Raw genomic sequence first — 25,564 nt, 5'->3', positions numbered from 1 at the left:
TCCCGCTCATATATCGAACCTACTTCGGAGCTACTATGCAAACATAGTCGTGACCTTCACGATATGAAGGATAAGCTGTGCCGCATTGCGGCAAATCTAGGTGGTACCGCGGAGACATGCGTTTTCGTCCTTATTTATTAGGGACGGGAACGCTTTTTTTTATTTTATAAGGAGGAGTTTTTATGACGAAAATTGTATTTGTCGGTGCTGGATCAATGGCAGAGGCTATTATTAATGGACTAACGAAGGAAGAAAAAGTTGCTCCAGAATTTATACATGTAATGAATAAATCAGATGTAGATCAGCTTCAGTTATTAAAAAAAACATACAATGTACAAATTGTATGTGAAGAGAAAAAAGCCCTTACAGATGCTAATATAATTTTTTTAGCAATGAAACCAAAAGATGCAAAAGTTGCGTTTACTGAAATAGCTCCTTTTATTAATAAAAATGCAACAATTATTTCAGTTATAGCTGGAGTAACCATCCAAACTATTACAAATTATTTAGGGAGACGTCCGATTGCACGTGTAATGCCAAATACATCTGCAGCTGTTGGCTTGAGTGCAACCGCCATATGTTGGAATGACTTAGTTACCGAGGAAGAAAAAATATCCATCATACATTTATTAGAATCTATAGGAACAGTAAAAGCTGTAGAGGAAGAGGATTTACATGTAGTTACCGCACTATCAGGTAGTGGTCCTGCCTACTTTTACTACTTTGCTGAACAATTTGAAGCTGCAGCAATAAAGCATGGTATGGATAAATCGGACGCGCGTCATTTATTTGTTCAAACGATGGAAGGTGCTGCTCAAATGCTTAAAACTGGTAACGCAGAACCTTTAGAATTACGGCGAAGAGTAACTAGCCCAGGCGGAACTACTGAAGCTGGTTTAGAACAATTGATACAGCATAATGTAAAAGATGCTATTTTTGCTTGTATCGATGCAGCTCAAAATAAATCCAGAGTGCTTGGTAAACAATATGAATAAGATGAAGAAAGATTCCGATTGATTATTATAATCACTCGGAATCTTTTATTTTTATTAAGGTACCATTTTGCCATTCATATTCAGAAAAATCATCTGCTATAAATACTGGAAAAGAAAAATGATCAACCTGTGCTAACATTTCTTTTATATCTGATGGCATAAATCGCGCACTAATATGATTGATGATTAAATGCTTAGCATTCGCTTCCTTACATACATTTGCAGCATCCAAGATAGTTGAGTGACCATATTCCCTTGCAAGATTAGCCGTTTCATGATCAAACGTTCCTTCATGAATGATAATATCAGAACCATTACTTAGCAAAATAGAATTATCACAAAACCTTGTATCCCCCAAAACAGTTACCTGAAAACCATTCTTTGGTGTACCTGTCACTTCTGCACTCTTCACTATTCGACCATCTTCAAGTTCAATATCTAATCCTGCTTTTAATAACTTTAATAATGGTCCTCTTGGTACACGAAGCGCATCCGTTTTACTGATAAGCAGCTCGGGTGGTAGAGGCTTTTGCGTAATTTTATAACCGAAGCATGGAATGACATGTTCTAGTAATTTTGCTTCCACAATGAATTGCTCGTCCTCAAATACAATCCCTTCCTCTATCTCTATTATCGTTAGTGGATATTTGATATATGTTTTGGAAGTGGTGAGTGTCAACTCTATCCATGCTTTGATACCTGATGGACCATAAATAGTGAGTTCCTCTTCTCCACCAAGGAAAGATCGAGACCCTAGCAACCCTGGGAGTCCATAAATATGGTCACCATGCAAGTGAGTAATAAAGAGTTTCTCTAGTTTTCTCGGTTTAAGAGTAGTTCGTAGAATTTGATGTTGAGTCGCTTCCCCACAATCAAACATCCAAAAAGTTCCTCTTTCTTCTAATAGTTTTAAAACAGTTGATGTTGTGTTGCGTTGTTTAGAGGGCATTCCTGCACCTGTTCCTAAAAATAATAATTTCATCTATCTCCACCTCAACTTCTATTCCATTCATCATAATGTTTGAATAAAATAACTGCAAACTTTTCCAGCTTTATTAAGTTTTCGTTACATTAAGCTATATCCATAACTTTTTAATCTTATTTCTGTATACTGTTTATTATTATACATATACAAATTATTCGAAAATTTGTACAAGCGACTTAGGAAAAATGAGAATAAGCTTCATTATTACTATTGTTAATGCATGTATTTTTTATTTCAGCTAACAATAAATAGACACCTAGAAGGAGCGAACCACCCTTATGAATTTAGATTTATTGTTAAAACCATTAGGTATTACAGTAAGCGACAAGGATCAATCTTTAGTAATTAATGGATTGTCTTTTGATTCTTCCAAGATCGATAAAAATTTCATATTTATAGCAATTGCTGGCACGAATACGGATGGTCACCTATTTATAAATGATGCTATTAAAAACGGCGCGGCTGCAATAATAGGGGAAAAAGATATACAAGATTTAGCTGTACCATACTTTAAAGTCCCTAATGCAAGGAAAGCGTTAGCAGTTTTAGCTAGTACTTTTCACCATAATCCAACTCAAAATAAAATAATGATCGGCATAACTGGTACAAATGGAAAGACAACGACCTCTTATATGCTCAAGCATATTCTTGAATCACATGGTATATCCTGTGCGTTGTTTGGAAGTGTATCAACTGTAATAAATGGATTTGAAAACACGTCTACTCATACGACTTTAGATCCTTTAACTTTTCACCAACTATTATCCTTTAGCCATGATGAGGTTGTGATTATGGAAGTGTCATCCCATGGCTTAACACAATACAGAGTTGAAGGCATTGAATTTGACTATTGTATTTTTACAAACTTAGAACCTGAACACCTTGATTATCACCAAAACATGGAGTCTTACTATTTAGCAAAACAATCCCTATTTGATCATTTAAAATTAAATGGTGTCGCTATCGTAAATTCTGTTACTGAATGGGGCGAAAGATTAAGTTCCTATGTTTCATCTAAAAACAAAAACGTACTAAAAGTTAATGGTAAAGACTCTGCTTTTTTTATTTCTGGAGAAGAGCTATTAACAACTTCAAATTCGGAGACAATATCCTACCCTCTTACAACATGTATGAGAGGTCAGCATAATGTTGAAAATGCCTCTTTAGCTTTTTTAACTTCTATTTCATTAGGTCTTGAACCTTCCTCTATTGTCGAAGCGCTTACTAATTTTGAAGGTGTCCCTGGAAGATTTCAGTTATTCTCTCACCCTTCAGGTGCTAATTTTGTAATAGACTACGCACATACAAGCAATGCTTTTTATCATATTCTGGATACTGTTCATTCTTATAAGCCTCGAAAAATTATACATGTATTTGGATTCAGAGGTAATCGAGATGTCCAGAAGAGAAAAAATATGATTGACATTTCAACAAGCAATTGTGATGTAAGTATACTTACATTCGATGATCTAAATGGTTTAACTCCTGACCAAATGATAAATGAACTAACTCAACTCAATTTACAGAATAAATGCATCGTAATCCCTGATCGTACATTAGCTATTCAACATGCATGGGAACTAGCACATGACCAGGATTGGGTAGTGATTACAGGGAAAGGCATAGAAGATTACCAACAAACGTTCTCTTTACCAACTAAGTCTGATATGGACACATTACATTTTCTAAATCACTCTTTATCCTTCCAAAAGGAGCATTTATAGAATGCTCCTTTACAATTTATGATCATCTAAAAAGTCTTTGCTAAAGCTTGTTTTCGATTCCAAAGAAGGATTCTTTTTCAATTTAATTCCTCTCTTGATCGTGTCTTTTCCGAACTTTTCCTGTAGCTGTTCAACTAGCTTCAAAATTGGTTCTTCTTTAGCATGTTCTTCAAAGTTGAAAATCGATAATTGTTCTACATAATCACCTTTATCATGTACATTATTCACTGTCACACCTAAAAGTCGTATAGCCTCTCCATTCCAAGTAGAGTGAAATAAGGACTTTGCTAACTGATATATCTCACGTTCTTCGAATAGACGGTTCTGAACAGTTTTGCTTCTCGTCTTATTTTTCCAATCAGCATCGCGAATATGAATGTTAATAGACTGTCCAGCAAGATTTTTAGCCTCTAGACGGGAAGCCACTTTTTTGGAGAGTTTCAAAATTACCTTGTTTAGCTCGTCCGGATTGGTTTCATCGTAAGGTAGGGTAGTGGAATTGCCAACGCTTTTTGTATCAAAAACGGAAGTTGGATCTACATCGCGATTATCTACACCATTTGCTCTTTCCAATAGGCGCAAACCGACTTTACCTAATCTTTCTTTAATAACTCCAGTTTCGATAGACGCCAAATCACCAATGGTTTTAATGCCTAACTCTGCAAGTTTGTTTGACGTGCTTTCACCTACCCCATGCATTTCAATAACAGGTAGAGGCCATAGCTTTTCAGCAACTTCTCGTTTACGCAGAACGGTAATACCCATTGGCTTTTTCATATTAGAAGCAGTTTTAGCTAGAAATTTATTGGGAGCTATTCCGATTGAGCTAGGTAAATCCAATTCACTTACCAATCTATTTTGAATGGATTCTGCTAAACTTACTGCGTTTCCTGAAAGATTCAAATCACTTACATCCATATACCCTTCATCAATCGATACAGGTTCCACAAGAGGTGTATATGAACGTAATATATCAAACATAGCTTTAGAAGCAATACGATATCTTTCAAAGTTGGGAGGAAGTAAAATAATCTCCGGGCATTTACGTTTCGCTTCCCAAACGGACATCGTCGTGTAAACACCTTTAGCCCTTGCCTCATAAGAACAAGTTACAAGGATGCCTCTGCGTTCCTTTGGGTTTCCAGCAATTGCGATTGCTTTTCCTTTTAATGAGGGATCATACGCCTGTTCAACAGAAGCATAGAAACTATTCATATCTATATGAAAAATTATTCTATTTTTTCTCTTCAACTAAATACCCCCTTTAAGGAAAAAAAGGCAGCTATAATTAGCTACCTCAGACTGTAGACAAACTCGAATTTATATAGGATAGATCAGATTTTCCGAAGCTTTCTGCTCGCTTTTCGCTGGAGAGCGCGATCCGCTTTGTCGCTCTACGCTGAGGGCACTGAAAGAGTCCTCTATGAGATTTCATAACAGTATGTTGGACCCGTTAATTTCCGTTCCAGGCGGACGCTTTCCGCCGGCATGGCTTCAGCCGCTTCCCTCGCTACGCTCTGTCCAGGGTCTTCAGCTCATGCTATTCCGGCTGGAGTCACCGCCTTCCACTCCAATCAACTATTTTCCGCTTTTGAATTAGAAAACCATTATGTCATTAATAGAGAAGTTTTAATCAATAAAATCTATTCAAATAGTATTTATAGAAAATCGTTGAAAAAGGCGATACTCCTGCGGGAATAGCGTTAGCCGAAGACCCCGCAGCGTAGCGAGGAGGCTAAGGCAACGCCCGCGGAAAGGGAGCCGTTTCAACGATTTTCTTATTTGTCGGACGATTTTATTTAGTGTAAAGTCAAATTCTATAGACTTTTCAGTGCCTTCGCTATGCTCCTGAAGGGTATCGTCTGTCTCGCTTTTCCCGCAGGAGTCGAGCGGAGGCTTTCTCCAAACTTATAGACAAAAATCAAAACTTCAATCTGAAGTAGCTATAATAAGCTACCTACTTCCTCTTTTTTTGCTAATTCTAAATAGGACTGAATATCTTTGATCCCGTCTAATGTTCGAACTAAAATGGATGGTTCAACAATTGTAATCATTCGATTTTCTAAATTTGCAACACCAGTAAAGTACTGTGTTTTTGTATAGTTTACTAAACCAATTTGCTTAATATCTACTGATGGAATATCTAGTATTTCTTTGGCTTCCTTCACTAGAAGTCCAATGGACATATCTTGTGTATACATCGTTATAACTCGTGAAGATTCAAAATCTGCACCATTACGATTATATAAAATTTGCTCAAAATCGATAATTGGCACAAGTTCGCCTCGGATTTTCATTAATCCAATTAAATAATTTGGTAAATGTGGTATTGGATTAATATGCTCTAATTTTTCAATAGAAATAACATGTTCAATAGGTACAGCATAATCTTCATTCCCACATTGAAAGACAACTACTTTCTCACTACTCAATAATAGACACCTCCTGTAAGAATTATTCTGCAGCTACTCTTACAATTTCGACAAGTAAATCTGCAAGCTTTTCTAGCTCTTCTACTGGCATACGCTCGTTAGTTGTATGAATTTCTTCATAACCAACCGACAGTATAACCGTTGGAATACCAAAACCAGCAATTACATTAGCGTCACTACCTCCGCCACTTCTCTTAATATCGGCAGTTCTTCCTATTCTTTCAACTGCTCGTTTCGCAACTTGAACTACATGATGATCTTCCTCAAAGTGGAATCCAGGATACATTAACTGGGTTTCAGTTTCAGCCGAACCACCGTTATTAGCTGCAATCTCAGCAAAAATTTGAACCATATGTGCTACTTGATCATCAAGTTTTTCTTTGTTGATGGAACGTGCCTCGGATAAAATGTGAACTTCATCACAAACGATATTAGTAGCTTGTCCACCTTCAAAACGCCCAATGTTAGCAGTAGTTTCTTCATCAATGCGACCTAGCTTCATTGCTGAAATTGCCTTGGAAGCTAGTGTGATTGCTGATATTCCTTTTTCTGGAGCTACTCCTGCATGTGCAGTTCTACCCTTTATAGTCGTCCAAAGTTTCGATTGGAACGGTGCTGCTGTTACGATACCACCGACAGTTCCATCGCTATCAATTGCATAGCCATATTTGGCTGTTATCATGGATGGATCCAATTCTTTTGCACCAACTAAACCGCTTTCTTCTCCAGCAGTAATAACTACTTGAATATCTCCGTGTGCGATGTTTTCCTCTTTTAATCGTTTGATTGCTTCAAATAGAGCAGCGATTCCTGCTTTGTCATCAGCCCCTAAAATCGTAGTTCCATCTGAATAGATATAGCCATCTTCTTTTAAAACTGGTTGAATTCCTTTACCAGGTACAACTGTATCCATATGAACGGTGAAATATATACTATCTACTTCTGATTTTTGACCTTTTAAAGTTGCTATTAAATTTCCTGCACCATGTCCATTTCTAGTGTGGGCATCGTCTTGAACAACGGAAAATCCAAGTTTCTCTAATTTATCAATTAAAACAGGTGCTATAACTTCTTCGTGTTTTGTTTCTGAGTCAATTTTAACTAGTTCAAAAAATTCTTCTATTAAACGATTCATCTTGTATTTAGACTCCTTTATAATGGTATATTTCCATGCTTTTTCTTCGGTCTAGTTTCTTTTTTATTTCGCATCATTTCTAATGCTTGAATAAGTTTAATACGAGTTTCACGAGGATCAATTACATCATCTACCATTCCCATCGATGCCGCAACATATGGATTCGCAAATTTGGAACGATATTCCTCTATTTTCTCTGCACGAACTTGTTCTGGATCTTTGCTATTTGCAATTTCCCTAGCGAAAATAATATTTGCTGCTCCCTGTGGCCCCATAACTGCAATTTCAGCATTTGGCCACGCATACACTACATCTGCACCAATTGATTTGGAGTTTAACGCAACATAAGCACCACCATAAGCTTTACGTAGAATAACTGTCATTTTCGGGACAGTTGCTTCTGAATAAGCAAAGAGTATTTTAGCACCGTGACGTATTATCCCACCATGCTCTTGTTTAATGCCTGGGAAAAACCCTGTCACATCTTCGAAGGTAATAATAGGAATATTAAATGCATCACAGAAACGAATAAAGCGTGCTGCTTTATCAGATGAATCTATATCCAGACCACCAGCCATTACTTTTGGTTGGTTACAAACAAGACCAACTACTTCCCCTTTAATACGAGCTAAACCGACTACGATATTTTTAGCAAATTCTTTTTGAACCTCTAAAAAAGAGTCAGTATCTACTACTTGCTCAATCACTTTTCGAATATCATATGGACGAATTGCTTCAAATGGGACGATATCAGCTAAATCAGGTCTGTCATCATTTTCACTAGTTACTTCCACTATTGCTGGTTTCTCTTCAAAATTTTGCGGTAAATAACTTAGAAGTAAACGGACACTTTCTAATACTTCTTCTTCCGTTTTCCCACGGAAATGCGCATTACCACTAATTGTATTATGTACTTTAGAACCTCCAAGATTTTCTGCTGAAATCTTTTCACCGGTAACCGTTTCAATCACTTTTGGCCCTGTAATAAACATTTGACTTGTTTCATCCGTCATGAAAACAAAGTCTGTAATTGCTGGAGAGTAAACTGCTCCACCTGCACATGGGCCAAGAATAACGGAAATTTGAGGGATTACACCAGAATAAATAGCATTCCTATAAAAGATTTGTCCATATCCATCTAAGGAAACAACACCTTCTTGAATACGAGCTCCACCTGAATCGTTTAGACCAATAAACGGCGCACCATTTTTTGCAGCTAAATCCATTACATTCGCAATTTTTAATGCATGCATTTCTCCGAGTGCCCCACCAAAAACAGTAAAGTCTTGGGAGAATAAATAAACTGGTCGACCATTAACTTTTCCATAGCCAGTAACTACCCCATCACCTGGGCCTTCCAGCTTGTCCATACCAAAATCAACCGTTCTGTGTTGTATAAAAGGATTTAACTCCACAAAAGAATCTTTATCAACGAGTAAGTCTATTCGTTCTCTTGCAGTGAGTTTCCCTTTTTCGTGTTGCTTTTTAATGCGAGCGTCTCCGCCACCTAATTCAATTTTTCGTTTGCGATCATATAAATCATTAATTTTATCATAAATATCCATATCTTTATTTCGCTCCCCCTGTTTTATCACATAATTCATATAAAACGCCACTTGAAGCTTTCGGATGTATAAAAGCTACTTGTGCCCCATGAGCACCGGCTTTAGGTGTTTCTTGAATGAGCCTTACCCCTTTTTCTTTTAGCTCATTTAAACGTTCTTGAATATTGGATACACCGAAAGCAATGTGATGTATTCCTTCTCCTTTTTTCTCAATAAAGGAATGAATTGTGCTTGTTTCATCTATTGGTTGAAGTAATTCTAGATTTACATTACCACTATCAATGAAAGCAACACGAACCTTTTCAGTAGGAACTTCTTCAATATGTAATAGTTTTAACCCCAGTGTTTCTGTATAATATGATAGAGTTGCTTCTATACTCTTAACAGCAATACCAATATGATCTACTTTTTCCATTGTCTCACACCCCATATTTTGACTATATAATCTATTGTACATATTTCAATAAGAAAAGCGCAAGCGCATATGTTGCCCCGACAAGCAACGTTCTTCTGCTACGAGCTTTGCACAGGAACAAATGGTGAATGGTGAGGAGGCAGCTTATCAACCACCATTGCCTATTAAGATTTTACCTCGAGGGGCAATGTGCTGAAAACTGGACATTTACTAAATAGAAAAGTTTTGCCTTCTCGTCGGTAAATTAAACGCTACCTCTTGTGATTTTTTTCGAATTTGTTAAAATATAAGTAATTGTAAAAGGAGAGAAGTTCATGCGTAATCAAACATTTCGTAAAATCGTAATCTATTTAATGATCTTTGCAATGGTCGCTTCATCACTACTTTTTGGATTAAGTTTTATCTTATAATGTTCATAAAAAAGAGCGGAGGCAATCAATTGCTCCGCTCTTTTTTATGACATTATTAAATTTCTTCGCAGTGCTCTTCAAACAATGCTTGAATATGAGTGATAACTGACATTGGATCATGTCCTTCTATTTCATGGCGACCTACTTCAGCTACTGCCTGACCATCTTTTAATAAAACAAACGATGGAGAAGATGGTAAATGATCTTCACCAAATAGATTGCGGGCTTGTTGAGTTGCTAATTTATCTTGTCCTGCAAAAACTGTTACTAAATGATCAGGTCTTTTATCGTAATGAATTGCGTTTGCTGCTGCAGGACGAGCGATACCTCCAGCACATCCACAAACCGAATTCACCATAACTAGTGTTGTTCCTGGGCGCGCAAAAGCAGAATCAACTTCTTCTGGAGAAGTTAGTTGTTCATATCCGCTAGCTTCCATTTCTCCACGAGCCTGCTGAACCATATCATTCATTAATAAATTAAAATCCATCATATTCATATCAAAACACTCCTTTTCAATTAATTTTATATTAGCAGATTATTGCTTAGAATTCGAGGAAAATAACTCTTCAACTGCTTGCGAAACTGTTACTTGCCCATCCCTTACTAAACCTTCTAATTTAGCCATATTTTGTTTTTTATCGGTAGAAGAAAAAAAGTCATCATATAATCGATCCACAATCATTGTTTTAAACCAAGCGACTGTTTGTTCTTTTCTACGATTTTGCCAAACATTATTCGAAAGCATTTCTTTCTTAAACGTTTGGATGGTTTCCCAAACTGTTTCTAAGCCTGTTTTGTACAACGAAGAGACTGCTAAAGCTGGTGTAGTCCAGTTAGGTGTAGCTGGTGCTAAAAAATGCAGGATTTGTTTATATTCCGCAACAGTCTTTTTAGCTAGTTTTTCATTTGACCCATCTGCCTTATTTACTACAATGGCATCAGCCAGCTCCATTATTCCTTTTTTCATCCCTTGCAACTCATCACCAGCACCAGTTAATGCAAGTAGTAAAAAGAAATCTACCATCCCTCGAACGATTGTCTCGCTTTGACCAACACCTACTGTTTCTACTAAAATTACATCGTATCCTGCAGCCTCGCATATTAACATCGTTTCTCTAGATTTCTTATGAACCCCTCCCAATGTACCAGCAGATGGAGAAGGACGAATAAAGGCATTTGGATGTTTTGCAAGCTCTTCCATTCTAGTTTTATCTCCCAGTATACTACCTCCTGTCAAAGAGGAACTTGGATCAATAGCTAGCACGGCGACTTTATATCCTTGGTCACATAGCATTTTTCCAAAAGCTTCGATAAATGTACTCTTCCCTGCACCAGGCACACCTGTAATACCTATACGAATCGTATTTCCCGTATATGGGAGTAGTTCTTTCAAAAGCTGTTGTCCTATTGTTTGTTGGTCAGCCACAGTGCTTTCAATGAGAGTAATCGTTTTTGCTAAATGTAATCTGGAGCCATTTAGAACTTCTTGAACATATTCTGCTTGATCTATGACAAATGGTTTCTTCTTTGAAAATTTTTTTACAGAAGCTTTTCCCATTCCATCGTGCTGTGACTTTATACCACCCATCACATGCATTGCCGATTGGTTTGTCTTATCCGTTTCAGCCATTAGCCCTCCACTTCCTCATAACCCAATCTTTTATAGATTTCTTCAATTACTTTTTGAGCAGCAACTGGAATGACAGTACCTGGTCCAAAAATAGCTGAAGCTCCGTTTTCACGTAAGAATGCATAGTCCTGTGCAGGTATTACGCCTCCTACTACGATCAATATATCTTCCCGACCAAGCTTAGCAAGTTCCTCTTTCAAAGCAGGAACTAACGTCATATGGCCAGCTGCCAATGAGCTAACGCCAACTACATGGACATCATTTTCAACTGCTTGTTGCGCAGTTTCAGCTGGAGTTTGAAATAAAGGACTAATATCTACATCAAATCCTAAATCTGCAAATGCAGTAGCTATAACTTTTGCACCTCGGTCATGTCCATCTTGACCCATTTTTGCGATTAAAATTCGAGGTCGTCTTCCTTCATTTTCTCGGAAATCCTCAGCCATTTGTTTAACAGCTTCAATTTCCTCGGCATCATTAAAGTTTGCACTATATACACCACTCACGGAACGGATCACCGCCTTATGTCTTCCTGCTACAACTTCTATGGCATCTGAAATTTCTCCAATTGTTGCACGATATCTAGCAGCAATTACCGCGGCAGATAGCAAGTTATCGTTTCCAGTTCGAGCAGCTTCGGTTAATGCCAAAAGTGCCTCTTTTACAGCATTTTCGTCACGTTTTTCTTTTAACTGAGCAAGTCGTTCCATTTGCTTTTGGCGTACGACTGTATTATCAATGTTTAATATGTCGATTGCATCTTCTTGTTCTAATCTATATTTGTTTACGCCAATAATTATTTCTTTGGAAGAATCTATTTGTGCTTGTTTTTTTGCTGCTGCTTCTTCTATTTTCATTTTAGGGAGGCCAGTTTCAATAGCTTTTGCCATTCCACCAAGCTCTTCTATTTCTTCAATTAGTGCCCAAGCTTTTTCCATCAGTTCATTTGTCAATTTTTCCACATAGTAAGAACCGCCCCAAGGGTCTATTACTTTGGTCATATTCGTTTCTTCTTGTAAGAATAGCTGAGTATTGCGCGCTATCCGTGCTGAGAAATCAGTTGGAAGTGCAATCGCTTCATCTAATGCGTTCGTGTGTAGGGACTGTGTATGTCCCATTGCTGCAGCATTTGCTTCTACTAATGTTCTTGTTACATTATTAAATGGATCTTGTTCAGTTAAACTCCATCCAGAAGTCTGAGAATGTGTCCGTAATGCTAAAGATTTCGGGTTTTTCGGATCAAAACTCGACATCATTTGTGCCCAAATTCTACGTGCTGCACGCATTTTAGCCACTTCCATAAAATAATTCATTCCAATAGCCCAAAAGAATGAGAGTCTAGGTGCGAAAGCATCAATGTCTATTCCTGCATTCAGGCCCGTTCTTACATACTCCAAACCATCAGCTAAAGTATAGGCAAGTTCAATATCCGCAGTAGCTCCCGCCTCTTGCATATGATAACCAGAAATAGAAATGGAATTGAACTTTGGCATGTTTTTAGCAGTGTAAGAAAAGATATCTGCAATTATTTTCATCGACATTTCAGGTGTATAAATGTATGTGTTACGAACCATATATTCTTTTAAAATGTCATTTTGAATTGTGCCTGCAAGTTGCTCTGGTGTTACCCCTTGCTCCTCTGCTGTTACGATATAAAAAGCTAATATTGGCAGTACTGCACCATTCATTGTCATAGAAACAGACATCTGATCAAGCGGAATTCCGTCAAACAATATCTTCATATCTTCTACTGAATCTATAGCAACCCCAGCTTTCCCAACGTCACCTGTTACTCGTTCATGGTCAGAATCATAACCGCGATGCGTAGCCAAATCAAATGCAACTGATAATCCTTTTTGCCCCATTGCCAAGTTACGTCTATAAAAAGCGTTACTTTCTTCTGCTGTAGAAAACCCTGCATATTGGCGTACTGTCCATGGTTTCGCTACATACATCGTTGGATAAGGTCCACGTGTATTCGGAGCTATCCCCGGAAGATCTTGAATGTGCACTAAGTTTTCTATATCTGATTCATTATAAGTTTGTTTTAATTCAATACCTTCGTTCGTCAAAAAGGATATTGATTCATTTTTAAATTGCTTCGTTGTTCTTTCTAGAACTTTTACGATGTTCACATCTGAGTATTTAGGCATTTTCATGTGAAACCTCCTGTTTAGCAAGTGCTAACAATTCATTACCTTTTTCCAGTAGTGATTGTCCAGCATAAATTCTTCCGAAGAGTCCTGCTTCTAACCAATCTTCATATTCTTCAAATTTTCCTGCAACATCGATAGGAACAGATAACTTCTCGTTTAATAATGCTGGAACTAGACCAGTAGTTTGCTCATCGTTTCCTACAAATACAACATAATCTATGTTCTGTTCATCAATCCACTGTTGCAAATCGAATGGTTTTAAGTTTTCCGGTGCTATCAAAGGTGAAATGCCAATCGCTATTAAAAATCCACTTACAAAATCCATTCGAGCTTTGTATTCCTTGAGGATTCCGTATGGGATAATTGCTGTTTTCAAACTGTTTTGAAGGAAAGCTTTTCTCAATAATTCGAAAGGCTCTGCTAGGCGTAAATAATCCGTATGTTTAATTGGATTTTCCAATGAATCATCTGGATTAGCATACACGTTTGTTCCAATGAGAGATTTTTTGCGAGTAGATAAGTTTTCTATTTGCTGATTCCATTTAGCCTCCGCTCTTTCTTTTAACTTTTGATTTCTTTCATTTAATGTATCTTCAGACATTAGCTCTAAGAAATATGCCCAGCTTTTTTCTACTAGTTCATGCGTAAGCTTTTCTATATAGTAAGAGCCTCCTGAAGCATCTAATACTCGATTAATGTGAGTCTCTTCTTTTAGAACTAATTGCATATTACGCGCAATACGTTTTGACGTTGATTTTGCACCAGTCAAATAATCATGTGGATAAGTGGTAATACTGTCTGAACCTCCAAGAACTGCAGAAAGTGCACTATTCCCTACCCGAAGAATGTTCACATTAGAATCTAATGCAGAAAATGAACGTAGAGAAGTTTCGGTATGAACAGGAATTGAAGCAATATCAAAACTGCCATGTGCTTCTCCAAAGGCTTTCCAAAGAATACGAAATGCACGAAGTTTTGCAATTTCCATAAAGAAATTTGTATCCACAGAAAATTGGACAAAAGCTTTTTCGCTAAGTTTATCTATGTCTATTGAGGTTACAAATGTATCTGCTTGTAATAGAACACTCGCAAGCTCACTTATAGCATCTCCACCTTGTTTGTGAACAGTAGAGGCATCCAAAAAATAAGTTCGAGCATTTGGAAAATCTTTTTCTTTTCCATCTGCGCCTTTAATCATTCCATTTAAATCAGTAAAGTTATGTAAAAAAGATGGATTGCTCGTAACATCGAGTAAAACAGTATGTTCCTTAAACAAGAGCTTTAGTTCCTCTAGTTCTGAACCTTCCCAACTATGTTGAGTATCTACTGTATAAAAAATCATTTCATTACCCTTTGAGATCGATTCTTTCAGGTCCTCTAGTATCTCCTTACTCGTATTACCTGTAACTCCTTGTGCAATCAACCAGTCAGAGGAACTCTTTGAATCTCTTATTATAGAAGTTTGATTTGAAGGAATATTAGTTAAATCAGCTAAAGTATAAAGCGGTTTCAAAATGATATCTTCCAACGTTTTAGTTGATAAAGATTCAAATGGTTTATTTTTTAATGTTTTAATTGCTGCTTGTTCCCAATCCGTAATTGTAGCAGGATTAAATGTAGTTTCTTTCATTTTTTGTATTGTCATATAATCGCTTACGCTTCCCCCTTTGCAATCTAAACATTGCTATATATATTTTAACTGACTGCCAGGGCATTATAAAGAAGAACTTCCTTAGTGATCACAAAACAGCTCTTCTCTATAGAAGAGCTGAAGTAAATCACTCGATTGTTCCTGTACTTTTTAATGCGACATCAACAGTAACATCAAAAGGTAATGTGGGATAAGCCTCTTCCCACTTTTTAAATGTATCTTTATGGTTTAGCTGCATTGTTCTATACCTCAGTCCAAATCCAAAAGGATCTAGGTTTTCCTTTTGAAGAGTAGTAAATAATTTCTCTAGTTCCTTTTTTATTTCTTTCGCAGCCAATTTATTATAGTTATCTAAATTTTTCAGAGATAAATTTTTATTTGACTGGCTTATTACACCGGACATTTTAACATTAATCTTAATAGAAGTAGGTTGTCCATTTTCCTTCATTATTTTATATTTCATCTTAGTGGAACGCATATTTAATACTAAATTTAACCCGTCAGTAGTTATTTTAAAACTATATCCAGATATACTGTTTGCAAGGGAATTGAAATCTCTTGTAAAGCTTGACGACAATTCTAATGGCTTTGTTTTTCTCTTTACTATTATTGATTTATTTACTATTAGTTGAGTACCTGTTTCGTTTGCTTCTACTACCGGCAAAATTGAATCAACACCTTTTCCAAAAAAATCCCTTCTAAATTCATAAAGATATGTTGAAACAATGTATGGACTTTCACTGCCAGTATTACCGAAAAATTTTATAAGTGGAGATGCAACCGGAGATTCCCCTTTTGGCTCTGTTCGAAGAATTTCTTCTGCAGTAGGTTTAGCTGCCGCTATCCAAGCGATGAATTGTATATCACCTCTTCTAACTAAATAGTCCATAAAATCCTTTAATTCCTCTTCTAAAAGTGACTCATTTATTAATATTATTTTTGCGTGGCCAAAATCTAAAACTTTATCAGTATGTGTTTCTAATATTCGAATCGCTTCTTCTAGATTTTCACCTTCGTGAACTAAATATTGATAGCTTGCTTCTTTTTCTTGTTTAATTTGAGAAACAGGAATAGCTAATTTTAGTGTGATTCTATATTTACCATTTTCTTTCTCGGAAGGGTCAATTCCAATCCCAGTTACAAATATTCGATTATCAATATCTTTAAAGCCGCAGCCTGAAAGAAAGATTGTAACGACAAATATTATTGCTAGAAATTTTATATGTACCATTAAGAATTTGACCTCCGTTTAGCAAAAAGCAAAATACTGATTAAAATGACATAAAAGATTGGTAAAGTATTATAAAAATAACTGGAGTATTTAAATAATTGATATTCATTTATTTGCCGCGTGGAAATGATTCCCATCACACCAAACAAAAAAACAAATAAATAGGATGTAAGGTTCTTGCTTTTCCATTTTAACTTTTTAAAATGAAATATACTCTCAAACAATTTAAGAGAAACATGCCAGTGTATCAATAGGCTGATAAATGCAACGCCTAAAAATACAATAACAAACACGAAAATCACTCGTTCAATTATTCCATATCTCAAACGTATAGAATCACTAGTAGATACCCAAGGAAAGTTAAGATTTTCGATTTGTTCGAAGCCATTAAAACCAATTGGAATGAAATACGTTGTAAATAAACTAAAAATACCTACCAAGCCTAAAAATATTACTTGTTTTATGCCAATTCTTTGGGTGATATTCATAAACTTGTTAAAAATTATTATATTCACAGCCCCTATAAAAACATATGTAGATGCTGAAAAAGCAGTATAACTTGGTTCTTTATTGATGTTCATGATAGCTACCTTTACAAAATCCCATTCTAACTGAGGATCTGCATACGCTTTTAATAACAAAATGAAAATGACAGGTAAAAATAAGACCAATACGAGCTCAGTTGTATAAAGAACGCTTTTTTCTTTCATTAACACACCAAAAGAGGCAATCAATATGAATGCAAGAGTGGTAATTGTGATTGAAGTTTCATATGACAAAAACGTATTGAACAAAAACACATAAGTAATAAGTGTTATGAGACCTGCTAAATACCAAGAAACAGCAAAATAAAATAATACTGGATAATAAACCCATTTGGAAGTGCTTTGCTTTAATATTTCAGGTAAAGTCATACTAGGAAAATAGCTAAACAAGTTAATTACTACAGTTGTTAGGATAACTCCAGCGATGACCGCAATAATCATGGAGATTATTACTCCATTTTTACTCTCACTCATTAAAATTTTAGGTACAGAGGCTATGATATTCGTAACCATTGTGACAATAATTAAGTAATAGAGATAGCGGCTCATCCTGTTGTTTTCACCTCTTTTTCCTTCTTCTCACTCTTCCAATTCATTTTTAAGTAAGGTTCTCCAAAACTTCTTTTGTTTGTCAAGAACATTAATATCCCAAGAGAGCCTAACATTAACCCTATAGTTCCAAAAAACGTTGTAAAAATAAGCAACATATATCTGCAGATTCTAATAGAAAAACTCATTTCACTAATTGGAATGACAAAGCTCGTAATAGCAACAGCAGAGACAATAATAATCATTATGTTAGAGGTTAATGCAGCTTCTGTAGCAGCAGTACCTAAGATTAATCCACCAACCGTTGTAGCAGTTGCACTAATAGCTTTAGGCAACCGTATACTTGCCTCAACAAGAAACTCCATAAATATAAGCATTAATAATACCTCAATAAAAGACGGATAAGGTATCCCAATTCTACTCCCTGCAACTGTCAGTGCTAATTCGGTCCTCAAAATGTCAGGAGTATAAGACGTCACTGCTACATACATGGCAGGCAAAATCAGGCAAGCAATCAAACCAATATATCGGAGAATAGAAGTAAACGTAGTTATCCAAAAAGTATGATAATTATCTTCCATGGAAAGCATAAAATCGAAAAATACTACTGGTGCTATTAAAGCGTGAGGACTCCCATTTACCATAAGAACAACTTTACCCGCAGCAAGATTATAGGATATCCGATCAGGCCGCTCCGTTAAAATGAGTGTTGGAAAAAGGGAAATCTTTGAACCATTTAGGTGTAGCTGTAAATCTCCAGCGGATTGAATAAGAGATACATCTATGCCTTTTAATCTTTTTTGAATATTTTGTAGGACAGATTGATTTACTGTCTTTTCATCATAAATAATTGCTACCGGTTGATGAGATTTATCCTTTAATTGATGTAATTCAAACTTTAAGGAAGGCTCGTGATAACGATGTCTGATAATGTTCAGATTCGTTTCTATATCTTCACTTAGAGCTAATTGTGGACCATAAACCGTTGGCTCCATTAATGTTTGTTGTACAACATTCGAATTAACAAATTTAATATCTAAAAGATAAAAATTATCTTCAATTGCAACTAAAACATGTCCTTTCGTTATTTCAATCATTAGTTCTTCCCCTGATTTCATTTCAATTAAGTCAGGTAGAGATTTAATATACGAATTATAATTTGTACATGATTTAATCTCAAAAAAAGGTTTGATTATCATTTCATGTAATTTAACGCCATTGACTACTGTTTTTAAATAGAAAATGTATACTATATTTCCTTCCATTTGCAAAGGTATTAACATAATATCAATGGAAGGACTAAACTTATCTGATAACTGCTTCATTAACTCTGGAGGATTCGTTTTCTCATTTGTATTCAATTTATACACCTCAATTAATGAGAATCTGTAATACGTATAGGATATCCGAAAGAACAAAATCCTATCCAAGTTATTAAATTTATTAAAGCAATAAATAGTAAGAAATCGTCGATTTCCGTTTCAGGCCCTACGCTTTCCACGGGCACGGCCTCAGCCTTCTCCCTCACTACGCTCAGTCCGGGTGCTTCGGCTCGTGCTGTTCCCGTAGGAGTCTTCGCGCCTTCCACTCCAATCGACAAGTGTTGACTAATTTAAAAAGTGTTGAGTTTCTAAATCTTCTAAGACGTTGAGGTGTTGAATATCATTCTGACTAAAAACCAAATTAATGAACGTGAACAACTTGAAAAACGAAGCTGATTCAACGACACATTTAGGAAGGGTATGTGGAGGAAGCGGAACATCTACGTATTATGTGGAAGTAAAAGAGATATATGCTAAACGCAAAGAAACAATTGAACGCGTCTTTGCTGATGTGAAAGAAAAGCATGGTATGCGTTGGACAACCTTTCGGTCCCTTAAAAAATTGTCTATGCAAGCGATACTTACTTCTTTTGTGCGATGAATTTGAAAAAGCTCACCACTTGGACATGGAAGCTTCCTAATGCGAGTTGAAAACGTCTCGTAGAGATGACTCACACATAAAATTCAGGGGAAATTTGAACTTAAACCTTTAAAATTGACAAAGTACCCCGAAAGAACTCTCGGGGTACTTTTTATACAGTCTGAACCCACTTCGATTAAAATGGGTTAGTAATATATAGTTCTCAACAAATCTAATTTAAGTTTTTCTCATAAATAATCCTGCGTATACTAACAGAGTTCCAAACATAATTAAAATGCCAATATATACAGACATCATGGTAGGTATTAAAAACGCCCCTATGATTATTGTGGAACGGGCAATCAAATCTGCACCGCTAAAAGAAAAGTTCGTGAACGCAGAATAAGAACCTCTTTTGTCTGATGGAATCATATTCGCTTGTTCAGCGTTTCTAACTGGAGAATAGATTAATTCTCCCATAGTTGCTATCAAATTAAACAAGATTAGCACATAAAAAGTATTAGCTGAAGTAACTGTTACATAACCGATACCATATATGATCAAGCCAATCAATAAAACGTTTTTATTACTAAATTTATCCGTTAGTTTATTGATCAGAAACGTAAAACATACGACAAGAAGCATATTCTCAATATTAAGTATGCTTAACATTCGAACACCAGCAATCTCAAAGTTTCCTATATGTACAGTTTCAAATGTCTCTGCTAATCGAACACCTATATAACTGTTTAACGAAAACTCCGCTGCAAAAATGAACATGGATCCTAAAACTACTTTCACAAAGGGTCTGTCTTGAAAAGCAACTTTGTAGTTTTGAATTAAATCCAAAAACACATTTTGATGCTGCTTTTCTCTTCTAATGGTATGTTCATCAATTAACCAAATTTGATAAGCAATTGGTAATATCGTGGAAGTAATCGTTAGCAATACAAATAATTCTATTTGATGATGCAAATATAACAAACCGCCTAATGCAGCACCTATAGCCATTGATAAATTTACGAGCCAGTAATCGAGTGCATACACCTCTTTTCTATTTTCAGAAGTGGTCGAATCGATAATTATCGCGTGCATCGCTGGACGTCCAAGGCTACTTGTCACTATGTATAATGTGTAAGCAAAGGCAAAAATCGAAATGATGTTGTCTCTAGGATATAAACTAATTGTCATCAACAAAAAAAGGAATGCACTAATAGATGAAGTTAGTACTAATACTCTTTTTCGTGGAAAACGATCCGAAATATAGCCCCCGATAAGATTCACAAAAAAACTAATGATTACAGTAAAAACAAGAAAAAGTCCTGCCCATACCTTATTCATTTCTTGTGCAAAAAATAGTGCCATAAAAGGCATTACTGCGGAGGATACCGCGCGATTAAAAAATGAAGTAATGAGACGAACCTTAATATTTTGCGGATAGTTCTTCCAACCCATGTTGTTCCCCTCCTCTGTCTTTAGTATATTAAACTAGACTAAGAAAAATAAAAACGGACAAATAATTAATCTATGTCCACTTTAATAGGAGGATAGAATGGATAAGAATTTATTGAAGCTTTGGCATTCAGTGTCTTCAGGACCAATAAAACAAGAAGAATTAGCAGATGTCCTCCAATTAAGCACAAAACAAACCACACGTAATATACAGAAATGGTCTAAAGAAGGCTGGCTCACTTATACTTCTGGACGTGGACGTGGCAAGGTATCTAACCTACAATGGCTAAAAGATGTGGAAAGTATTTTTGAAGAACATGCTATGAAGATCATTGATGAGGAAGCCGTTGATATAAGTAGCAAATATTTGTTATTCGAATGGTCATTGGAAAGTAAACTCCGGTTAATGAATAAATTTCGGTCAAATTTCGGTTATGTTCAAAATACAAATGACAAACTTGTCGTCCCAAGAAAATTTCCATTTTTAACAAAGCATCCTCTTGAAGCTGCTGATGTACATAGCGCAAATATTGTCGCAACGATTTATAACCGATTAGTTTTTGTGGATGAAGAAGGAATTGTATACCCGGAACTAGCTCATAGCTGGGACATAGGAGAAACTAAGCTTCGAATATATTTAAAAAAAGATATTAAATTCCATGATGGTTCCATATTAACTGCAGAAGATGTTACAGACTGTTTGGAAAGGATTCGAAATCATGATTGCTATAAAGATATATGGGAGCCAGTAAAAAAAATTGTTGTAGCTGCACCATTAGTAGTAGATATACATTTTCCGAGAGGTTGTACCTATTGTTTACAAATGCTCGGTACAATGAATGCTAGTATTTATAAAGAAATCAAAGGAAACTTAATAGGGACTGGTTGCTTTTATCTCGAGGAGAACAATGATTACAAAACAAAATTAGTCGCGTTTAAAGAGTTTTACGGAGAAAGACCTTTATTAGACATTATTGAGTTTGTCCAATTACCAGTCGGATTTGAGATAGTGTATCGTTCTTCAACAGAAAATCAACCTACATTTCAAGTGGAAAGTGATTCTGGCTTTGGATTGGTTGTCATGAATGTAAACCGTAACTCTGCTATTCAAAGAAAAGAAGTACGTGATTATTTACATTTTATAATAGCAAAGCATAGACATACAATTGGTAAAGTGGATCAGAGAATTCTACCTAATCCTCATGGCTGCCTTATTGGTCATAGTAAGAAATACATGTTGTCAGAAGTGGAACGCCCATCATTTTCAGAACCACTTATAATAAAGTTAGTAAATTACACGGAAAATACTACTAATTGGTTGAAAACTATATTTGAAAGAGAAGGAGTTCCAGTTCATATAAAATGGGTCTCTTTTAAAGATACGATAGCAAATAATGTGAAGAACGAAGAAGTAGATCTCTTTATTCATGGTGAAGTTTTTGAAATGAATCAAAACTTTTCATTCTTTTATTTCTTAAGAAATGGTTTTTCTCCATTAGCATCTGTTTTGAAAGAAAATAATAAATGGATGGACTATTTAGAGGAATACGTAAACACTCCATTTGAAGAGTGGACATCATTAAATTTAAAGGTAGAGAAAGCTTTGATTGACGAATCTATTTTTGTTCCACTTTATTATGCGAAACGTCAAATTCCTTTCTCCGTAGATTTAATGAATATTAATATAAAACATTTTGGGTACGTAGACTTTTCAAAGCTTTGGGTTAGACCTACTTGTAATTAAATTTATAGCACCGAATTTTCGGTGCTATATACAATATTCTTGGGGAAGTTACTTTTTAAAGTGTCTGACACATTTAAATTCTTAACTCGAAGTTTATTAGCTCCCTTAAATCATCAATGACTATATCTGCTTTTTCTAATTCAATCGATTGAGCAAAATCAAAATTCACTCCTATAGAAACTAACCCGTTGTCCTTGGCTGCGTTAATATCCGATAAACGGTCACCAACAACTGATCCAGTACTAATATTATTTTCCTGTAGTACCTTCTTTACTAAATCAGATTTATGTCCTGAAGGTATTGACTGAATACTGTATATCTTTTTAATATACTTGTCTAATGTATATGTATGAACAATTGCTTGTAAGTAATCTTCTTGTCCATTGCTAGCTATGTAGAGATTATAGTTCTTACTTAACAATTCCAGTACCATTTCCGAATAAGGATATAATGAACCCTTTCCTTTTTTAATTAATTCAATTAACTTTTCTTGGAAGAACTCATTGCTTTTTTCTCTTATCTCAATAGAGTGGTTTGGACATAATGTTTTCCAAACCTCTGGTAACGGCACACCCATAATTTCACGGTACTTATTAATAGGTGTTTCTCCAGTCCATAAATTTTCCTTTCTTAGCATATTAAACGTTTTTTCTAATGCAGGCTCTAAAATTAAATTAGTTCGAAATAATGTACCATCCATATCAAATATAATTGCTTGTTCCATACACACCCACCTTTTAAATATAAGACGATTAGCAAAAGATTAAGTTCTTAGAAAAAATATTTTTCATAAAAAAAGGACCAATAAATGATCTTTTTTCTTCACTCATCCATTTATATATTACTCAATTATATGTTTAATAACTGCCATTTCTTTTCCAAATCTATCACCATGATCAATAAATCCCAAACTGGCATACAAATTATGTGCCCCCAAATTTTCTGGATGATAACCAACTACGATTTTCTTTACATTTGGTAATTTAGCCATCTCATTAATCATTAGCTTAGTTGCAGCTTTACCAATACCTTGACCCTGGAATTGCTTATCCACCATTATTCTATATACCCAATGTCCCTCAAGTTCCTCTGGAACAGAGTTATACATTAAAAAACCAACAACTTTTTCTTCTAAGTAAATACCATATAGCACTAATGTAGGTTCGAACTTAGACTGAGCTATAGATATGGCATTTGGTTCAATATAATTGCTTTGTTCTTCTGAAATCTCTAATTGACAACATTCATACCAGTTATCATCATTTAATTCTACCAATCTTACATTATTTGTTCTCATAAAACTTCCCCTTTTTGTTTTGGGGAAACGCGTGTATTTTAAAAAAGCGTAATCCCCTTAATGTCATTTACAATATAGAGTCTTTTGTTTACCATAATGAACGCCCCCTAGCAATAATACCTATCAACAAAATATAAGAATAATTGAATTTTTAGGCAAAATAAATTATACCCTACTATTCCAAAATTAATTTCTCCCTAACAGTTATATTATGTAAATTCAGGACAAACTCGTTGTTTTGTTGCTTGTTCAAAAGCATAAGCAAGCTTTATTAATAAGCCTTCACTAAATGCGGTACCTGCAAAAGTTACACCAAATGGTCTTCCACTATCTATGTAGCCAGCAGGAACTGCTATAGATGGATAGCCAGCTTTAGCACTTATTGTAGATCCTATATAAGATGGAAAAAGAATTGCGTCAAGGTTATATTTTTTTAAAGTATAGTCGATTCCCATCTCCTGTGAAAAATACAAATCTTCTAATTTTGCATTTAAATATTCAGGGTTTCTTAATGTGTTTGGAAGGCTTTCTCTAAATTCCAACTTATTTTGCCCATACTTTAATGTTTTCTGCTCATTTTGTTTATTGAATTGAATTAATTCGGTATCTGAATGGACTGGTATGTAGTGTGGAAGCTGTGATAAATAATTTCCTAAACTATGCTTCAGTTCATATATAGGAACTCCCCAACTCCAATCCCTTTTAAAAGAAGGAATTTCGATATTTTCAACAATTTCTGCTCCTTCTTCGTTTAATGTCTGAATAACTTTTAACAACAGTTTTTCATCGTATTCCCCTGATGTATAAAAATCTTCAGATGCATTGTTAAATACTCCGATTCTAGCTCCTTTCAATCCTTTAGAATCTAGGAATACAGTATAATCTTGCTTTGAAATACCTTCACTTTTAAGAGTAGCTGCATCCAATTTATCGACTCCTGTCATGGCACCCAATAAAATTGCTGCATCCGTAACTGTTCTTGCAAAAGGTCCTGCAGTGTCTTGTGAATATGTAAATGGTACGATGCCTGTTCGACTAATTAATCCAACTGTAGGTTTAATTCCAACTACTGAATTTTGAATGGCAGGACTGAGTATAGAAGCATCTGTCTCAGTACCAACAGATACTACCGTAAAATTGGAAGCAACCGCCACAGCAGAACCCGAGCTAGAACCACCGACAAATAGATCACTCCCATATGGATTTAATACTTGTCCACCTCTAGAACTATAACCTGCCCACATAGTAGAGGACATTCCATTAGCCAATTCAGTCATATTTGATTTACCTAAAATAATTGCACCTGATACGCGTAGTTTTTCAACAAGAAATGCGTCATGCTTACTAAGATGATTTTCTAAAGCGAGTGTTCCGGCACTTGTATGCATGAAATCATTTGTTTCAATATTGTCTTTAAGCAATACAGGAATTCCATGTAGAAGCCCTCTAGCTCCTTTTGTCTTTCTTTCATAATCAAGTGCTTCGGCTATAAAAATAGCATCTGGATTTATTTCAAGGACAGAATTTATCATCGGACCTTCTTGGTCAAATTTCGCTATTCTATCAAGGTAATACATAACTAACTCTTTTGAGGTTATTTCCCCTTCTTCTAATGCATCCTGTATTTCATGTATCGTTAATTCTTCTTTAAAAAAATGTTTGAACTTGATCTTCATTTAGATCCCCTTAAATTTCTCTATATTTTTACCAATATTTTTTATGCTGTAAAGCTTCATAAAATAC

21 protein-coding genes, 1 pseudogene and 1 other annotated feature (1 of these 23 only partly in view) are annotated in these 25,564 nt (G+C 35.5%); of the genes and pseudogenes, 5 read left to right on the top strand and 17 right to left on the bottom strand.

All coding sequences use genetic code 11. The annotated features are described in order from the left end of the window. Positions 1-135: a binding site (T-box leader), on the top strand (it extends 74 nt beyond the left edge of the window). Between the two features lie 47 nt (positions 136-182). After that, positions 183-995, top strand: coding sequence for a pyrroline-5-carboxylate reductase (gene proC, locus P2Q73_RS08135; RefSeq protein ID WP_056831802.1), 813 nt, complete (start codon positions 183-185; stop codon positions 993-995). Between the two features lie 31 nt (positions 996-1,026). Here the strand turns inward: proC and rnz are convergent, their stop codons facing one another. After that, entirely contained in the window at positions 1,027-1,977 is a 951-nt protein-coding gene (gene rnz, locus P2Q73_RS08130) for a ribonuclease Z (RefSeq protein WP_275785705.1), read from the bottom strand. Between the two features lie 281 nt (positions 1,978-2,258). Here rnz and P2Q73_RS08125 point away from each other — a divergent pair, with 281 nt between their 5' ends. Next, positions 2,259-3,704 (top strand): UDP-N-acetylmuramoyl-L-alanyl-D-glutamate--2,6-diaminopimelate ligase, encoded by a 1,446-nt coding sequence (locus P2Q73_RS08125; RefSeq protein ID WP_056831799.1) that lies wholly within the window; start codon positions 2,259-2,261, stop codon positions 3,702-3,704. A gap of 9 nt (positions 3,705-3,713) precedes the next feature. Here P2Q73_RS08125 and P2Q73_RS08120 read toward each other — a convergent pair whose 3' ends face one another. From P2Q73_RS08120 to mce, 5 genes are all read right to left on the bottom strand, one after another. Beyond that, positions 3,714-4,955: a DNA polymerase IV gene (locus tag P2Q73_RS08120; protein ID WP_156350804.1), complete on the bottom strand. Its 1,242-nt coding sequence runs from the start codon at positions 4,953-4,955 to the stop codon at positions 3,714-3,716. 692 nt (positions 4,956-5,647) lie between these two features. Next, positions 5,648-6,136 (bottom strand): chemotaxis protein CheW, encoded by a 489-nt coding sequence (locus tag P2Q73_RS08115; protein WP_056831797.1) that lies wholly within the window; start codon positions 6,134-6,136, stop codon positions 5,648-5,650. A gap of 22 nt (positions 6,137-6,158) precedes the next feature. Further along, complete coding sequence (locus tag P2Q73_RS08110; protein WP_275785699.1) at positions 6,159-7,271, bottom strand: M20/M25/M40 family metallo-hydrolase; 1,113 nt, start codon at positions 7,269-7,271, stop codon at positions 6,159-6,161. A 17-nt stretch (positions 7,272-7,288) separates the two neighbouring features. Next, positions 7,289-8,836 (bottom strand): acyl-CoA carboxylase subunit beta, encoded by a 1,548-nt coding sequence (locus P2Q73_RS08105; RefSeq protein WP_053592086.1) that lies wholly within the window; start codon positions 8,834-8,836, stop codon positions 7,289-7,291. Positions 8,837-8,840: 4 nt separating this feature from the next. Next, on the bottom strand, positions 8,841-9,251 hold the full coding sequence (mce, locus tag P2Q73_RS08100) for a methylmalonyl-CoA epimerase (protein WP_275785697.1): 411 nt from the start codon (positions 9,249-9,251) through the stop codon (positions 8,841-8,843). 314 nt (positions 9,252-9,565) lie between these two features. Between mce and prli42 the strand changes: the two genes are divergently transcribed. Beyond that, positions 9,566-9,661, top strand: coding sequence for a stressosome-associated protein Prli42 (gene prli42, locus P2Q73_RS08095; RefSeq protein WP_156316738.1), 96 nt, complete (start codon positions 9,566-9,568; stop codon positions 9,659-9,661). 55 nt (positions 9,662-9,716) lie between these two features. Here the strand turns inward: prli42 and P2Q73_RS08090 are convergent, their stop codons facing one another. From P2Q73_RS08090 to P2Q73_RS08060, 7 genes are all read right to left on the bottom strand, one after another. Continuing rightward, positions 9,717-10,160 (bottom strand): BrxA/BrxB family bacilliredoxin, encoded by a 444-nt coding sequence (locus P2Q73_RS08090; protein WP_053588953.1) that lies wholly within the window; start codon positions 10,158-10,160, stop codon positions 9,717-9,719. 39 nt (positions 10,161-10,199) lie between these two features. Then, positions 10,200-11,294 (bottom strand): methylmalonyl Co-A mutase-associated GTPase MeaB, encoded by a 1,095-nt coding sequence (gene meaB / locus P2Q73_RS08085; RefSeq protein ID WP_275785692.1) that lies wholly within the window; start codon positions 11,292-11,294, stop codon positions 10,200-10,202. Next, positions 11,294-13,453, bottom strand: a complete 2,160-nt coding sequence (gene scpA, locus P2Q73_RS08080) for a methylmalonyl-CoA mutase (protein ID WP_275785689.1) — start codon at positions 13,451-13,453, stop codon at positions 11,294-11,296. The genes meaB and scpA overlap by 1 nt, the downstream gene beginning before the upstream one ends. After that, entirely contained in the window at positions 13,440-15,095 is a 1,656-nt protein-coding gene (locus P2Q73_RS08075) for a methylmalonyl-CoA mutase family protein (protein ID WP_275785687.1), read from the bottom strand. The genes scpA and P2Q73_RS08075 overlap by 14 nt, the downstream gene beginning before the upstream one ends. A gap of 133 nt (positions 15,096-15,228) precedes the next feature. Beyond that, positions 15,229-16,332 carry a Ger(x)C family spore germination protein gene (locus tag P2Q73_RS08070; protein ID WP_275785684.1) on the bottom strand — a complete coding sequence of 368 codons (1,104 nt, stop codon included), beginning with the start codon at positions 16,330-16,332 and terminating at the stop codon, positions 15,229-15,231. Continuing rightward, positions 16,332-17,426 (bottom strand): GerAB/ArcD/ProY family transporter, encoded by a 1,095-nt coding sequence (locus P2Q73_RS08065; protein WP_275785682.1) that lies wholly within the window; start codon positions 17,424-17,426, stop codon positions 16,332-16,334. Before P2Q73_RS08065 ends, P2Q73_RS08070 begins: the two co-directional genes overlap by 1 nt. Next, positions 17,423-18,787, bottom strand: a complete 1,365-nt coding sequence (locus P2Q73_RS08060; RefSeq protein WP_275785680.1) for a spore germination protein — start codon at positions 18,785-18,787, stop codon at positions 17,423-17,425. The genes P2Q73_RS08065 and P2Q73_RS08060 overlap by 4 nt, the downstream gene beginning before the upstream one ends. A gap of 350 nt (positions 18,788-19,137) precedes the next feature. Here P2Q73_RS08060 and P2Q73_RS08055 point away from each other — a divergent pair. Next, a pseudogene (locus P2Q73_RS08055) lies at positions 19,138-19,399 on the top strand (transposase); the annotation flags it as partial. A gap of 166 nt (positions 19,400-19,565) precedes the next feature. Here the strand turns inward: P2Q73_RS08055 and P2Q73_RS08050 are convergent. Continuing rightward, positions 19,566-20,783, bottom strand: coding sequence for an MDR family MFS transporter (locus P2Q73_RS08050; protein WP_275785677.1), 1,218 nt, complete (start codon positions 20,781-20,783; stop codon positions 19,566-19,568). A 97-nt stretch (positions 20,784-20,880) separates the two neighbouring features. Here P2Q73_RS08050 and P2Q73_RS08045 point away from each other — a divergent pair, with 97 nt between their 5' ends. Further along, a complete protein-coding gene (locus P2Q73_RS08045; protein WP_275785675.1) occupies positions 20,881-22,524 on the top strand; it encodes an ABC transporter substrate-binding protein in 1,644 nt (547 codons plus the stop codon). A 73-nt stretch (positions 22,525-22,597) separates the two neighbouring features. On the opposite strand, the gene P2Q73_RS08040 is transcribed toward P2Q73_RS08045, so the two are convergent. The 3 genes from P2Q73_RS08040 to P2Q73_RS08030 form a co-directional block, all read right to left on the bottom strand. Further along, positions 22,598-23,248 (bottom strand): HAD hydrolase-like protein, encoded by a 651-nt coding sequence (locus P2Q73_RS08040; RefSeq protein WP_275785672.1) that lies wholly within the window; start codon positions 23,246-23,248, stop codon positions 22,598-22,600. Between the two features lie 117 nt (positions 23,249-23,365). Beyond that, positions 23,366-23,821 (bottom strand): GNAT family N-acetyltransferase, encoded by a 456-nt coding sequence (locus P2Q73_RS08035; protein WP_275785670.1) that lies wholly within the window; start codon positions 23,819-23,821, stop codon positions 23,366-23,368. A 209-nt stretch (positions 23,822-24,030) separates the two neighbouring features. Next, positions 24,031-25,497, bottom strand: coding sequence for an amidase family protein (locus tag P2Q73_RS08030; RefSeq protein ID WP_275785667.1), 1,467 nt, complete (start codon positions 25,495-25,497; stop codon positions 24,031-24,033). Positions 25,498-25,564 lie beyond the last annotated feature (67 nt).

This window comes from Bacillus sp. Cr_A10 (genome assembly GCF_029222665.1).
GTDB lineage: Bacteria > Bacillota > Bacilli > Bacillales_A > Planococcaceae > Psychrobacillus.
The sequence above is the reverse complement of the archived record's forward strand: the minus strand, read 5'-3'. Positions and strand labels throughout refer to the sequence as shown.